The sequence below is a fragment of the Methylocystis sp. Se48 genome (assembly GCF_056269425.1).
Map to the genome: position 1 here is coordinate 2736587 of NZ_CM149850.1, position 14105 is coordinate 2750691.

Here is a 14105-nt window from a genome sequence, read left to right on the forward strand (position 1 = left end):
CGCCTTGCTGTTCTTGCCGCTTGCCGCGTCAGCGCATGAGTCGCGCCCGGCCTATCTCGCCATCACTGAGACGGCGCCCGGACAATTCGGCGTCTTGTGGCGCACGCCGATGCTCGCCGGCATGCGCCTGCCGGTAGCCCTCAAGCTTCCGGACAGGGCGAGGAACCTGCGGGACATCATCGTCAGCGAACTCGCTGACTCGCTTATCGAACGTCGCTGGATCGACGCGGGACCGAGCGGATTGGCCGGCGAGCGCATCGAGTTCCCCGGCCTGCAACTGACGATTACCGACGTGCTTGTGAGGGTGGAGACTCTCGACGGCGCGGCCTCGACCACAATGGTGCGGCCGAACCGCCCGTGGATTGAGATCGCAAGCGCGGTCGGATGGACGGCGGTGGCAAGCGCCTACGTCATGCACGGAATCGGGCACATCCTTTTTGGATATGATCATCTGCTGTTCGTGCTGGCGCTCATCCTGATCGTGCGCGACCGTCAGGCGTTGTTGTTGACCATTACCGCCTTCACGCTCGCGCATTCGATAACGCTTAGCTTGGCGACGCTCGGAATGGCCAGTGTGCCCGGTCCGCCGGTCGAGGCCATGATCGCGCTCAGCATCTTGCTGCTGGCCTGCGAGGTCGTTCGCTTGCAGCATGGCCATGTGAGCATGACCGCGCAGAAGCCATGGCTCGTGGCGTTCGTTTTTGGGCTCCTGCACGGATTTGGGTTTGCCGGCGCGCTGACAGAGATCGGCCTGCCTCGAAGCGACATCCCTCTTGCGCTGCTCACGTTCAACTTCGGCGTTGAGATCGGACAGCTCATCTTTATCGCCGTCATTTTTGGTTTGTTGGAAGCCGCAAGACAATTCAGGCCCCCGCCGATTCTTGCACGCCGTGCGCATTTTGCTATGACCTATGCGATAGGAGCCTTGGCCGCCTTCTGGTTCATTGAAAGGTTGGCGGGGTTCGCGACCTCATGACGAGTGGGGATATCCCGACGTTCGACACGTCGCGCGGTTTCACGTTTCCACGGTCTCATGTCTGCTTTGGGTCAAATGAGCCGTTCGCCCAGAGGCCGCTTCGGGTTAAAGTCGGGCCCGCGGCCCTACAGCCCGAAGGTCCGCTATATCCACGAAAGTGACCGGCGAAGGCAACCGAGAAAAAGTTCTCTCTTTTGTTCAGCGTGCTGAATAGAGAAAACAAATAAAATCAGTTCATTGAGACATTTGGCGCGCCCGACACGATTCGAACGTGTGGCCTCCACCTTCGGAGGGTGGCGCTCTATCCAGCTGAGCTACGGGCGCATCGATATGAAGATAGTTTCCGAGATCGAACACGGTCAATCCCGAATTCAACGATCGAATAGGCGCAAACGACCCAAGCCCTTAGCCGTGCCGATCATCGCCACTCGTACGCTACAACCTCCTTTCAGCTTGCTTCCGTGATGCTTCCGCGACCTCGGGAGCGGATTTCCTGCCTCCTTCGAGCTTCGCCAAGCATGTGTTTACACTCGATTTTTTACACACCTAAATTCAGCAAAAAGGCCTTGCCTCTGCCTTCGGAGGGCAACACTCTATCCAGCTGAGCTACGGGCGCGTGTCTTGGAGAGTCGCCTTCTTTCTACCTCATGGCGCGGATGCGCGCAACGGCGGGGCGCTTCGCGGGCGCGCGGGCGCGTGCTATCGGGGCGAAAACGACAAAAAAAGGGGGGGATCGACATGGCGGCGTTCTATGAAGCTTGGCTCGATCGTCTGCGCGCGCGGCGGGACCGGCTTATCGCCGATCCCCGTTTCCAGCGCTGGTCGCTCGCCAATCCCCTCACCCGGCCCATCGCCCGCCGGCGGGCGCGGGCGGCGCTCGATCTCACGGCGGGCTTCGTCTACTCCCAGGTGCTTTTCGCCTGCGCGCGGCTGAAATTGTTCGATATTCTCTTGGGCGGACCGATGACGGCCGCCGAGCTTGCCGCGCGCCTGTCCCTCTCCGAGGACGCGGCGCGGCGCCTTCTCGACGCCGCCGCCTCCCTCGACCTCGCGGAGCGGCGCGGCGGCGGGCGCTACGGGCTCGGCCAGCTTGGCGCGGCCTTCGCCGGCAACCGCGCGGCGCTCTCGCTCGTCGAGCACCAGACGATGCTCTACGCCGATCTTGCGGACCCGGTGGCGCTGCTGCGCGGCGAAAAGCGGGCCGCGCTCGCGGACTATTGGCCCTATTCCGACCTCGAACGGCCCAAGGCGCTACAGCCCGAGCAGGTCGCGCCCTACAGCGCGCTGATGGCGGCGTCGCAGCCCATGGTGGCGCAGGAGGCGCTCGACGCCTATGACGTCTCGCGGCACAAGAGGCTGATGGACGTCGGCGGCGGCGAAGGCGTTTTTCTCTGCGCGGCGGCGGAACGCGCGCCCGATCTGCAACTGACGCTCGTCGATCTTCCCGCCGTGGCGGCGCTCGCCCGCGCGCGTTTCGACGCCGCCGGGATCATGTCGCGCGCGCTGATCCACGGCGGCGACTTCCTGCGCGAGGATCTGCCGAAAGGCGCCGACCTCGTCACCCTCATCCGCATCGTGCACGATCAGGACGACGAGCGGGCGCTCGCGCTGCTGCAAAACATCCGACGCGCGGTTGAGCCGGGCGCGACGCTGCTCGTCATCGAAGCCATGTCGGGCGTCAAGGGCGCCGAGCCGCTCGACGCCTATTACGGTTTCTACACGCTCGCCATGGGCCGCGGCGAACCGCGCCGCGTCGAGGAGATCGAGGCGCTGCTGCGGCGGGCGGGCTTCGGCGAATTCAGGCTCCTCGCCAATGCGCTGCCGACGCTGACGAGCGTGCTGGCGGCGAAGGCGGCGTGACGGGCGCGCTTCAGGCGGCTCAAGAGCTCGCCTGACCGTGCCGCCACACCTTCGCAGCGGAAACGACGAGAAGCCCCGCCAATAACGGCGGCAAAATATTGCTCGGGACGACAGTGAGCAGCTGGCCGCCCAAGAACGTTCCGGCGACGGAGCCAAGCGCCATGAAGAGAACGAAGCCGCGGCTTTGCCCCAGCACAGCAAAGCTGCGGTCGCGGCTGTAGCGGGCGAAGCCTGCGATCATCGTCGGCAGGCTGACAGCAAGAGAGAGACTGCCCGCGAGTTTGATCTCCACGCCGAACAGCAGAACAAGGGTTGGAATCAGTAGTTCGCCGCCCGCGACGCCGAGAAGCGACGCGACGACCCCAATAATGAAACCCGCCGTCGCTCCAGCCAAGATCTGGAACCAGCCGCTCGCCAGGACGGCGCCGCCTGCGCGCCAGCCGTGACCGAACAGCAATACGGCGGCGACGCCGACAAGCAGCGCCGCGATCACACGATACAGCGTCGCTGATCTGAGACCTGTCGCCCAACCCGCCCCGAGCCACGCGCCGAAGAGACTGCCGGCCAGGATGTTGAGAATAATCGGCCAATGGGAGACGACCTCGCTCAGGGGAACCGCCGCCGCCCGAAAAGGCAAGGCCGACGCGACAACGACAAGACTTGTCGCCTTGTTGACAATGACGGCTTCCAGGGCGGGAAACCGGAAAGCGCCAATCAAGAGCGGCAAACGAAATTCAGCGCCGCCCAGACCTATGAGGCCCCCGAGCGTTCCGATTACAGCTCCGCCGCCGAACGCCGCCGCTCGATTATGCCGCACGCCCGCTCCTGTTCCTGGCCGCGGCGATCACCCCCGGCCCCTCCGCCACGCGATCAACCCCGCCGTCGAGCCATCGAGCCCCGCCGTCGAGGCGTCCGCGTCTTCGACGATCGGTCCGAGCCTGTTTGCAAGCTCCTTGCCGAGCTCCACGCCCCATTGGTCGAAGGGATTGATGTCCCAGATCACGGACTGCACGAAAACCTTGTGCTCGTAGAGCGCAACGAGACGCCCGAGCGTGCGCGGATCGAGACGCCGGTAGAGGAACACGCTCGACGGCCGGTCGCCCGGGAAAACCTTGTGCGGCGCGAGCGTCTCCACCTCTTCCGCGCTCATGCCGGACGCGCGCAATTGCGCCCTGGCCTCCTCCAGCGTGCGCCCGCGCATGAAAGCCTCGGCCTGCGCGAGACAGTTTGAAAACAGCAGCGTGTGATGATGCGCATCCGCCGCCGTCGGCTCGGCGGCGACGAGGAAGTCGATGGGCGTGACGTCGGTTCCCTGATGCAGCAACTGGAAGAAAGCGTGCTGTCCATTGGTGCCGGGTTCGCCAAAGATGACCGGGCCGGTTTCATAGGCGACATGGCCGCCGTCGCGCGTCACGGACTTGCCGTTCGACTCCATGTCCAGCTGCTGGAGATAGGCGGGAAAACGCGCGAGGCGCTGATCGTAGGGGATCACCGCATGAGCGCGGCGATCGAGAATATTGCGGTGCCAGACGCCAAGGAGGCCCATCAGCGCGGGAATATTCTTGTCGAGCGGCGCAGAACGGAAATGCGAGTCGATGTCGTTTCCGCCCTGCAGGAAATCGGTGAAATTCTCGGGCCCCACGGAAATCGCGAGCGCAAGGCCGATCGACGACCACAGCGAATAACGCCCGCCGACCCAGTCCCAGAAACCGAAAACGCGCGCCGCGTCGACGCCGAAGGCCGCAACCTTGTCCAGCTTTGTCGAAACGGCCGCGAAATGACTGGCCACCGCGTCCTCTCCGAGCGCCGCGACGACGCGGGCGCGCGCGCTCGCTGCGTTGGCCATCGTCTCCTGCGTCGTAAAGGTCTTCGACGACACGATGAAGAGCGTGCGCGACAGATCAAGCGTCGCGAGCGTGTCAGCAAGATCGGCGCCGTCGACGTTGGAGACGAAATGCGCGCGCGGTCCCTCGCCTGCATAGGGCGACAGCGCGCGCGCCGCCATGGCGGGGCCGAGGTCGGAGCCGCCGATGCCGATGTTGACGACGTCCGTGAACGCAAGCCCGGTCGCGCCTTTCGCGTCGCCGCTGCGAATGGCGCGCGCGAAGGCGAAAACCTTTTCGCGTTCCCCCTCGATCTTTTCGCGCACGTCTTCGCCGCCGACCAAAAGGGGGCGGGAGGAGAGATCGCGCAGGGCCATGTGCATGGCGGCGCGTTTCTCCGTGTTGTTCACCGTCTCGCCCGAAAACAGCGCGTCGCGCCGCTCCTCGAGTCGACGGACCTTCGCGAGCGCCAGCAGCAGGTCGAGGGTCTCACGCGTGATCTTGTGCTTGGAGTAATCGAATAGGAAATCGTCGAGACGCACGCTGAACGTCGCGAAACGCGAGGCGTCCTGCTCGAAGAGCGCGAGCGTTCGCACGTCCGTGAGCGTCTGAGCGTGGGACTTCAGGGCAAGAAAGGCGGCGGCGACGGCGTGCGACATTCTGCGTGTCTCGCGTTTGAGGCGGACGAATCGATCCGCCGAATAACGGGTTTGCTTAGCGTAAACAGGCGACGGTTGCAGCGCCGCCGCCGAATGACGAAAAATTTGCTGTATTGTGACAGAGGGATGTGAAACCCATATCGGTTCAATGACGGTTTTCTGACGGAAGGACGACGATGAACCCGATCCCTCTCCTCGACGTGCGCGACGGCGGACCCGTGGCCCATGCGCGGGCGCGGATCGACGCCGCAGCCGCCCTGCGCGACGCCTGCCTTGGCGCGGTCGCGCCCCTGAGCCGTTTCTGCCTCTCCCCGATCGACCGCATGGCGTCGAACTGGCTTCGAAAATCGGCCTCCGCCTATCGGGCCGAACTTGAACACGTTGTCTCGATTCTCGGCTTTCCCGGCGCGATGACGCTCAATATGTCCTATCTCTTCGCCTGCACCACGCAGGCCTACGAGGGGCCGGACGGGCTTCCGCACATCCGCCGCACGCTCGACTGGCCGTTCAAGGGCCTGGGCGCGGCTGTGGAAATGGCCTGGCAGTCGGGACCGGCCGGCGACTATTACAACGCCACTTGGCCGGGCGCCGTTGGCGTGCTCAGCGCCATGGCGCCGGGGCGGTTCTGCGCCGTCATCAATCAGGCGCCCATGCGGCGGCGCACGACGGGCGCTTTGGGCTTCCCCTACGACGCGGCGGTCAATCTGCGCAATGCGCTCGCCAGCGAAGGCGGCTGGCCGCCGGATCATCTGCTGCGCTACGCCTTCGAGACCTGCGAGACATTCGGCGAGGCGGTGGCGCTCATCGCCCGCGAACCTCTCGCGCGACCGACGCTTTTCACGCTCGCGGGCGCAAAGCGCGGGGAGATGGCGCTGATCGAGCGTACGGAGCGCGAGGCGCGCGTCTATCGCGGTCCCGTGATCGTCGCCAATGACTGGCAGGAGCCACAGCCTGGCTGGCAGGCGCGCATGAGCGTCGCGAACAACGAGACGCGCAAGGCCGCCATGCGCGCGGTCGCGCCTGACGCGCCGCGCTTCTCATGGGTCACGCCGCCCGTGCTGAACCGCCTGACGCGCCTCGCCGTCGAAATGTCCGCCGCCGGCGCCGGCGACTTCGTGGCGCGGGGCTATGAGTGCGCCTCGCTCATCGCGGGCGACCCGCGCCCGGCGACGCAGGATTTTCACTTGCGGGCCGCGACGCCGACGGCGCTCGCGGCCTAACTGAGCTTCGGCGCGGCGGCGCGGCGCAGCCGATCGTTGATCGCCTCGCCGAGGCCGCGCTCGGGAAGATGCGCCACCGCAACCTTCTCGACGCCGCGCGCGTCGAGTTCGCGCAAGCAGGCAAAAAGATTGGCCGCCGCCTCGACGAGGTCGCCCTTGGGCGAGAGATCGAGAACGACCGTTCCCGGCGCCGCGCGCCCCGCGAGCCGCCCGCCGAAATCGAGCGCTCCCTCCCCCGCCAGAATTTCATGCGCCTCGAGCCGCAGCCTGGCTTTCGGAGCGTAATGCGAGGCGGTCATGCCGGGCGCCGTCACCTCCGCCCGCGCGGGGGCCGCGAGCCGAGCGCCGAGCGCCTTCTCGATCCTCTCGCGCGGCACGGCGCCCGGCCGCAACAGCGTGGGCGCGGCGTCGCAAAAGGAGACGATGGCGGACTCGAGCCCTGCCTTCGTGCGCCCGCCGTCGAGGATCATATCCACGCGGCCAGAGAGATCCTCCGCCACATGCGCCGCCGTCACCGGGCTGACGTGGCCGGAGCGATTGGCCGAGGGCGCGGCGACCGGGCGGCCGAGCGCCTTGATCAGCGCCCGCGCGACCGGATGATCGGGAACGCGCAAGGCGACGCTGGGCAAGCCCGCCCGCGCAAGCTCGCAGACCGAACCGCCCGGCGCGGCGGGCGCGACGATGGTGAGCGGCCCGGGCCAGAAGGCCTCCGCGAGCCGGATCGCCGCCTCCGGCAGCACGGCCTCGCGCCGCGCGGCGGCGAGATCGGCGACGTGGGCGATCAGCGGGTTGAATGAAGGCCGCCCCTTGGCGTCGTAGATGCGCGCAACGGCCCAGGCGCTGGCGGCGTCGGCTCCGAGCCCGTAGACCGTCTCGGTGGGAAAAGCGACGAGCCCGCCCTCGCTTAAGATTTCCGACGCGCGGGCGATGGACGCCGCGTCGGCGGGCGCGAGAATGGTCACGGCTCGCGGCCGCGATAGGGCGGCGCGGGGATCGCCATATGCGCCGCGCGCAGGGCCTTCGACCAGCGCTCGCGCAGGTCGCGGAAATATTCGTCGTTCACGTCGATGCGCGTGGAGACTTCGAGTTGCAGCGCGTCCCGGCGCAGAAGCGCGATGTCGATCGGCAACCCGACCGAAAGATTGGACTTGATCGTCGAATCCATCGAAATCAATCCGATTTTCAGCGCCTCGTAGAGATCGCTGTCGTAATTGATCGCGCGGTCGAGTATCGGCTTGCCGTATTTGTGCTCGCCGATCTGAAGATAGTTCGTATCCGGCGTGCATTCGATGCTGTTGCCGGCCGTATAGATCATGAACAGGCGCGGCGCGCCGCCCTTGATCTGCCCGCCGAGCAGCAGCGACACGTCGAAGCTCACGCCGTTCGATTGCTCGACGGAATTATACGCCTCCATGCGCGACCGGCGCACCGCGCGGCCGACGAGTTGCGCGGCCTGCAACATCGTGCCCGCCGTCATCGCGCTCTCGACCTCGCCCGTCTCCGGATTCTCGAAACCTTCCGCGAGGAAGTTCACCACGCCCTGCGTCACGGAGAGATTGCCCGCCGTGGCGAGCATCAGCACGCGGTCGCCGGGCTTCTCGAAAATATGCAGCTTGCGGAAGGTGGCGATGTTGTCGAGACCGGCGTTGGTGCGCGTGTCTGCGATGAGCACGATCCCGTCGCGCACCAGAATGCCGCAGCAATAGGTCATGGAAGCTCCCCGGCGCGGCGCCCTTCTCTCCGCCGGAGCGCCCGCTCCCCGTTTACAAGTTCCGGGCCAGAGGGCACAAGGTCCGAAAGATGCCTCGCAGGCGGGCCGATCATGCGGATAAACGGGCGCGATTTCAGAACGATCTGGCTCGACGGCGACGGAAGGACCGTTCGCGTCATCGATCAGACCCGCCTGCCCCATCGATTTGAGGCGCGCGCGTTGACGAGCGGCGACGCGGCCGCCCGCGCCATCAGCGACATGATCGTGCGCGGGGCGCCGCTGATCGGCGTGACGGGCGCCTACGGGCTCGCCCTCGCGGCGACGGAAGACCCAAGCGACTCGGGGCTCGCAGCCGCCCATGCGAAACTCCTCGCCACGCGTCCCACCGCGATCAATCTGCGTTGGGCGCTCGACCGCGTGAGCCTCCTGCTGCGCGATGTCCCGCCGCCGGCGCGCGCGGCGCGCGCTTTCGCAGAGGCGGCGAAGATCGCCGATGAGGACGTCGCCTGCTGCGCGGCGATCGGCGATCATGGCGCGGCGCTCATTCGCGCGGCCGCCGAGCGGAACCCCGGCCGCCCCGTCAACATTCTCACGCATTGCAACGCCGGCTGGCTCGCCACCGTCGATTGGGGGACGGCGCTGGCGCCGATCTACAAGGCGGCGCGGGCGGGCGTCGATCTCCATGTGTGGGTCGACGAGACTCGCCCGCGCAATCAGGGCGCGAGCCTCACTGCGTTCGAACTGCTCTCGGAAGGCCTGCCGCATACGGTCATCGCCGACAACGCCGGCGGGCATCTGATGCAGCACGGGATGGTCGATCTCTGCATCGTCGGCACGGACCGCACGACGCGCACGGGCGACGTGTGCAACAAGATCGGCACCTACCTCAAGGCGCTCGCCGCCCATGACAATGGCGTGCCCTTCTATGTCGCCCTGCCCAGCTCGACCATCGACTGGCGCATCAGTGACGGCGTCGCGAATATCCCGATCGAGGAGCGCGACGCGCGCGAGGTGACGCATATTTCGGGGCGCGCGCCCGACGGCGGCGTGACGGAAGTGCTGCTGACGCCCGAAGGCTCGCCCGCCCGCAACTGGGCCTTCGACGTGACGCCCGCGAGATTTGTGACGGGGCTGATTACCGAGCGCGGGGTTTGCGATGCATCGGAGGCGGGGTTGCAGGGTTTGTTTCCCGACGCGCTCGCGTGAGCAACCCTTTCACGGGGAAGCATCGGACGGATCACCCAAGATCGCCCTTGGCTGAACGCCAGGCGTCGCGCCGCCGATCCGTCTCGCGAGATCGCCGCTGGCCGGTTAAGCCCGTCGCGGCCCGTAATTCCTGAACCGCTCCACCGTCCGCCAGATTTCCTCGTTCGGCAGGACGACCGGCTCGCCCGCCATCGCGCCCAGATAATAAACTTGCGCCAGCGCCTCCAGCTCCACCGCGCGCCACAGCGCCTTGCGCATGTCCTCTCCGGTGACGATGGCGCCGTGATTGGCGAGCAGCGCGGCGTCGCGGTCCTTCAGCCCCTCGACAACGAGCGCCGACAGTTCAGGCGTGCCGTAGGACGCGTAGCCGACGCAGGGCACGGTGGGGCCGCCGAAGGCCGCGATCATGTAATGCACGGCGGGGATCTCTCGCCGCAGCGTCGCGAGCGTCGTGGCGTAGGTCGAATGCATGTGCGCGACCGCGTTCACGTCCGGCCGCGCGCGATAGATGTCCAGATGGAAGCGCCATTCGCTCGACGGCGGCAGCGGCCCCTCATAGGCGCCCTCCGCGCCGGCGAGCGGCATGCGCGCGATCATCCCCGGCGCCAGCTCCCGCGCGGGAACGCCGCTCGGCGTGACGAGAATCGCGCCGCCGTCGCGCAGCGAAAGATTGCCGGCCGAGCCGTGGTTGAGCCCGAGCCGCTCGAGCTCCAGCGCTCCGTTCACGATCGCCGCCCGTTTTTCTGCGTCCGCCATCCCCGACCGTCCTTTCGCGCAATATTGCCCGGCGGGCCATTTGCTGTATAGGACTGGGCGTCCCCGCGGCGACAGGGGCCGGTAGCTCAATGGTTAGAGCCGACCGCTCATAACGGTCTGGTTGGGGGTTCGAGTCCCTCCCGGCCTACCAAGTTGAAAACATTGGCGCTTCTTGGCGATTTTGGGCCCGAAAATCAGTCCCGTTTTTTGGGCCGCGCCCCAGTAATTCCCCCCAGAAACAGCGGGCGGCGGCGGCGCCGTCACGACGGCGTCGCTGATCCGGCGCGGCGCCGTCAGCGGCGCAGAAGCCTGTCTATGCGCCGCAATTCCGAGTGATGAAGCAGTAAAACATCGTTCGAGGCGGCGAGCCTTTCCGCCGCGCGCGTGTAATCGCTGGTCGTGACGACGACGCCGCGTTGCGCGCCCTCGTGCGCGATCGCCGCGACAATCTCCTGAACCGCGCGATTGCCGACGGGTTTGGCGTATTTTTTGCATTGCACCACGATGCGCGCGCCGCGTTTGTCGGCGACGATGTCGACGCCCTGGTCGCCGCTCGCCCGCGTCACCCGGGCGTCCCACTTCGCTTCGCGCAGAACGGCTGCGCAGTAATGCTCGAATTCTTCCGGCGTCATATCGTCGCGAAACCGCGCGCTCGCAAGTTCATCGTAAACGAGCACCGAGAGATGCAGAACGCCGAAAAAGGCGAAGGCCATGAAAGCGACGCCCGCGCCGCGCGGCCAGAAAAAACCGGCGAGCGCAGTGAAGACGGCGATCCAGACCAACCATTTCCCAATGCCGGCGCTCTCGCCGCGTCCCATGCCCTTCCTTCGCGCGCTCGTCGCTGACGCCGGCGTCCCGCCGCTTTCGCAATAATGTCCCGCGAAGATGAAAAAAGCGCTTTCCCCGCGCCCCGAACGCGGACCGCGACCACCCTATTCGATGAATTTCATCACGTCCGAAAGCGTTATCGCCACGACGCCATCGGCGGCGACGCGGCCCTGGCGATATTTTTCGCTGGCGACGGCTTCCAGCGCGTCGCGATCCTGGTCGAATTGCGCGCGCAACTCTTCCTCGCCGGGATTTGGCGCGTCTGGTTCGAGCGCGTCGTCGGAAACGAAGACGCGCACGGTTTGCTGCGACCCGGCGACGCGCATGAGGAAGGAAAAGCCCTGCGCCTCGCGCAGGACGTCGGAATCGATTTTCTCCAGCGGCATGAGCGCGCCTTATGGTTTCGCCCCCGAGCGAACAACTCCGCGAAACGCTGTCATGTTCCGCGCCGCAAATCAGGCCGCGTCCATGGCGCAGAGGTCCGAGACCTCCTCGGTCTGCGGCGTCAGTCCGATCCAGCGGTCAATCGCGGCCGCGTCGAAACCGCATTCGCAATGGTCGCCGACGCGCATGAGGGGGCGCCGGATGAGGCCGGGGTCGAGGATCATCATCACGATCGCCTGCTGCGGATTGAGCGCGTCGGGATCGACCTCACCGGATTTCACGCGCGGGGACGCCATGTTGAACCATTCGCGAACCGGCTTCTCCGCAAAATAGGGGCGCAGGCTCGAAACGCTCCAGGGCTCGCGCAGGAGGTCGCGGGCGTCCACCTGATGGCCCGAGGAGAGAAGCAGCGCCTTCTGCGTCGCGTTGCTGGCGCAGCCGGGCTTTTCGTAAAAGATGACCTTCGCCATGGGCGGCCTCTTCGCGTGCAAGGGCGATGGATGGATTCTATCGCCTCATTGCATTTTACAACGGAATTGTGCAATGCAGCGCCCGAATCGCGTGCATTGGGGGAGGCGTTCCGCTGGAATTTCTTGCAGATTGCCCCCGCACGGTCAGCCGCTAGCGAGACAGCGCCCAAGTGATCGAGACTCGCTCCGATAGGCGCTCCAGCCCCGGCCGCAGCGGGACAGAGCCGACGTTGGGCGCCGCCGCGGCGCGCGCCTCGAAAGCGACAGGGACCGGCCCCGGGGCGTCGAGCGGCCGGATCTCGATGACGCGGGCGAGGCGCAACCCCGCCGCTTCGGCGTAAATCCGCGCGCGCCGCTCCGCATCCTTCACCGCCGCAGCGCGCAGGGCGTCGCGTTTCTCGGTCAGGTTCGAGTGGTCGTAGTCGACGCCGTCGAGGCTGTTGGCGCCCTTGTCGATCACCCGCCCGACGACGTCGCTGGCCTTCTCCACAGGCTTCACACGAACGGCGAGACTATTGCTCGCGCGGTAGAGCTGCTGCGCGCCCTTCGCCCTGCCCTTGGCGTCGCGGTCCTCGGCCGTGAAGGGCGCGAGCGTCACCGCCTGGGTCTGAATGTCCGCGTCCACGACGCCAAGCGCCTTGAGCTCGGCGAAGATGGCCTCGACCGCGCGCGCATTCTCCGCCGCCGCGGCGGCGGCCGTCGGGCGCTCCGTCACCACCCCGAAACGCAGGGTCGCGCGGTCGGGCGCCACATCCTCAAAGGCCTCGCCGACGACCGAAATATGCGACAGCGAGTCAATGAGCGATTCGGCGCGCGCAGAGCCGGCGAAAAAGAGGGAGAGTGCGAGAAAAAGACGAATCATGGCATATCCTTGGGCGAATGGCCGCGCGAGCCGCAAAAGCGCCGGCTTGCGGCATTAGTCGAGTTCGATCATACAGGAACCCCGCGCGGCCGTCCCGCGCCCCGCGACAAGGCATCATGCCCGCTCTTTACCATTACCCGCTCTGCCCTCATTCGCGCTTCGTCCGGCTCATTCTCGCGGAATATGGAATCGCCGCCGAGCTTATCGAGGAACGCGCCGCGGACCGGCGCCCGGATTTTCTCGCGCTCGATCCGGCCGGGCGGACGCCGGTCTTGATCGACGACGACGGCACAGTGGTCCAGAGCGCGGCGATCGCGGAATATATCGACGAAGTCTATGGTCCCTCGCGCAGCGTTCAGCGGCTGATGCCCGCCGAGAAGCGTCCGCGGGTCGAAACCCGCCGTCTCGTCGACTGGTTCAACGTCAAATTCTTCGAGGAGGTGACGAACTGGCTCGTCACCGAGAAAGTCTACAAGCGCTTTTCCCCGCAGGGCGGCGCGCCCGACATGGACGTTGTCCGCGTCGCGCGCGCCAACATCCGCCATCACATGCGGTACATCGGCTATCTGACCGCGACGCGGAACTGGCTCGCGGGCGACCGTCTCACCTACGCCGACTTCGCCGCGGCGGCGCATCTCTCCTGCGCGGACTATCTGGGCGACGTTCCCTGGGACGAGGACGAAGCCGCGAAACACTGGTATCAGCGCATCAAATCGCGCCCGGCCTTCCGCCCCCTGCTCGCAGACCGCGCGCCGGGCATGACGCCCGGCCCCTACTACGCCCAGCTCGATTTCTGAGCGCCCGCGAACAAGTTACCGGACTTTAACCTTGAATCGGCACGCTGTAAGCGCGTCTCCAATCGGCGAGGGCCGTCATGAAGCGTCTTGCAGGGTTCTGGACCGGGCGGATCGCGCCGATCGCGTCGCGAGTCGCCGACGCCGCGGCGGACTATGCGACGTCCCGGGCGGCGCTCACGGCGCTGGCTCTGCTCCTTCTCGCTTTCTCCGGGATCGGCCGGATGGAGACAGCCTACAAACAGTCCGTCGTCAAGGAGGGCCGCTATAGCCTCGCCGAGACGCCGCTGCGCCCCTGGCGCGCGCCGGATTTGCGGGTGGGCTGGAAGAAAAAGGACGCTTACGTCGCGACGGCGGATCATATCGTTCTGGCGACGCTGTCGGTCGCCCGCTTCTCCTCCCTCCTCTGCCTGTTGCTGACGCCGGCCGCATGGCTGGCGGGCCAGTGGCGGCGCCAGTCGACGCGCGGCGGCGCGCCCGCCTTCAGCGCGCGGCCCGCCGCGCCGCCGTCGCCCATGGCCGAAGCCTGATCCGGATTTTCTTCTTCCGCGCCACG

General features: G+C 66.5%; 15 protein-coding genes and 2 tRNA genes. 7 read left to right on the forward strand and 10 right to left on the reverse strand.

What is annotated here, in order from left to right; translation table 11 throughout:
• The first annotated feature begins 4 nt into the window (after positions 1-4).
• Positions 5-976, forward strand: coding sequence for a HupE/UreJ family protein (locus ACV959_RS13360; RefSeq protein ID WP_475737073.1), 972 nt, complete (start codon positions 5-7; stop codon positions 974-976).
• Between the two features lie 247 nt (positions 977-1223).
• On the opposite strand, the gene ACV959_RS13365 is transcribed toward ACV959_RS13360, so the two are convergent.
• Positions 1224-1300 (reverse strand) — tRNA-Arg (locus ACV959_RS13365).
• A gap of 414 nt (positions 1301-1714) precedes the next feature.
• On the opposite strand from ACV959_RS13365, the gene ACV959_RS13370 reads away from it, so the two are divergent.
• Positions 1715-2836, forward strand: a complete 1122-nt coding sequence (locus tag ACV959_RS13370) for a methyltransferase (RefSeq protein ID WP_475737074.1) — start codon at positions 1715-1717, stop codon at positions 2834-2836.
• A gap of 19 nt (positions 2837-2855) precedes the next feature.
• Here ACV959_RS13370 and ACV959_RS13375 read toward each other — a convergent pair whose 3' ends face one another.
• Positions 2856-3653, reverse strand: a complete 798-nt coding sequence (locus ACV959_RS13375) for a sulfite exporter TauE/SafE family protein (RefSeq protein WP_475737075.1) — start codon at positions 3651-3653, stop codon at positions 2856-2858.
• Between the two features lie 27 nt (positions 3654-3680).
• Positions 3681-5318 (reverse strand): glucose-6-phosphate isomerase, encoded by a 1638-nt coding sequence (pgi, locus tag ACV959_RS13380; protein WP_475737076.1) that lies wholly within the window; start codon positions 5316-5318, stop codon positions 3681-3683.
• Positions 5319-5494: 176 nt separating this feature from the next.
• On the opposite strand from pgi, the gene ACV959_RS13385 reads away from it, so the two are divergent.
• Positions 5495-6538 (forward strand): hypothetical protein, encoded by a 1044-nt coding sequence (locus ACV959_RS13385; protein WP_475737077.1) that lies wholly within the window; start codon positions 5495-5497, stop codon positions 6536-6538.
• Here ACV959_RS13385 and ACV959_RS13390 read toward each other — a convergent pair.
• A complete protein-coding gene (locus tag ACV959_RS13390; protein WP_475737078.1) occupies positions 6535-7500 on the reverse strand; it encodes an L-threonylcarbamoyladenylate synthase in 966 nt (321 codons plus the stop codon). The two genes, ACV959_RS13385 and ACV959_RS13390, sit on opposite strands and share 4 nt — an antisense overlap.
• Positions 7497-8249, reverse strand: a complete 753-nt coding sequence (locus tag ACV959_RS13395) for a proteasome-type protease (RefSeq protein ID WP_475737079.1) — start codon at positions 8247-8249, stop codon at positions 7497-7499. Before ACV959_RS13395 ends, ACV959_RS13390 begins: the two co-directional genes overlap by 4 nt.
• Before the next feature lie 111 nt (positions 8250-8360).
• Between ACV959_RS13395 and mtnA the strand changes: the two genes are divergently transcribed.
• Entirely contained in the window at positions 8361-9455 is a 1095-nt protein-coding gene (mtnA, locus tag ACV959_RS13400; protein ID WP_475737080.1) for an S-methyl-5-thioribose-1-phosphate isomerase, read from the forward strand.
• Between the two features lie 105 nt (positions 9456-9560).
• On the opposite strand, the gene ACV959_RS13405 is transcribed toward mtnA, so the two are convergent.
• On the reverse strand, positions 9561-10211 hold the full coding sequence (locus ACV959_RS13405; protein WP_475737081.1) for a class II aldolase/adducin family protein: 651 nt from the start codon (positions 10209-10211) through the stop codon (positions 9561-9563).
• Between the two features lie 75 nt (positions 10212-10286).
• Between ACV959_RS13405 and ACV959_RS13410 the strand changes: the two genes are divergently transcribed.
• Positions 10287-10362: transfer RNA gene (locus ACV959_RS13410), tRNA-Ile, on the forward strand.
• Between the two features lie 142 nt (positions 10363-10504).
• Here ACV959_RS13410 and ACV959_RS13415 read toward each other — a convergent pair.
• The 4 genes from ACV959_RS13415 to ACV959_RS13430 all read right to left on the reverse strand — a co-directional run bounded on the left by ACV959_RS13415 (position 10505) and on the right by ACV959_RS13430 (position 12755).
• Positions 10505-11029 carry a restriction endonuclease gene (locus ACV959_RS13415; protein ID WP_475737082.1) on the reverse strand — a complete coding sequence of 175 codons (525 nt, stop codon included), beginning with the start codon at positions 11027-11029 and terminating at the stop codon, positions 10505-10507.
• A gap of 114 nt (positions 11030-11143) precedes the next feature.
• A complete protein-coding gene (locus tag ACV959_RS13420; RefSeq protein WP_475737083.1) occupies positions 11144-11425 on the reverse strand; it encodes a DUF1488 family protein in 282 nt (93 codons plus the stop codon).
• A gap of 69 nt (positions 11426-11494) precedes the next feature.
• Complete coding sequence (locus ACV959_RS13425) at positions 11495-11893, reverse strand: ArsC/Spx/MgsR family protein (RefSeq protein ID WP_475737084.1); 399 nt, start codon at positions 11891-11893, stop codon at positions 11495-11497.
• 151 nt (positions 11894-12044) lie between these two features.
• A complete protein-coding gene (locus tag ACV959_RS13430; RefSeq protein WP_475737085.1) occupies positions 12045-12755 on the reverse strand; it encodes an SIMPL domain-containing protein in 711 nt (236 codons plus the stop codon).
• A gap of 116 nt (positions 12756-12871) precedes the next feature.
• On the opposite strand from ACV959_RS13430, the gene ACV959_RS13435 reads away from it, so the two are divergent.
• Together ACV959_RS13435 and ACV959_RS13440 are read left to right on the forward strand one after the other, a co-directional pair.
• Positions 12872-13552, forward strand: coding sequence for a glutathione S-transferase family protein (locus ACV959_RS13435; protein ID WP_475737086.1), 681 nt, complete (start codon positions 12872-12874; stop codon positions 13550-13552).
• A gap of 77 nt (positions 13553-13629) precedes the next feature.
• Positions 13630-14079, forward strand: coding sequence for a hypothetical protein (locus ACV959_RS13440; RefSeq protein WP_475737087.1), 450 nt, complete (start codon positions 13630-13632; stop codon positions 14077-14079).
• Positions 14080-14105 lie beyond the last annotated feature (26 nt).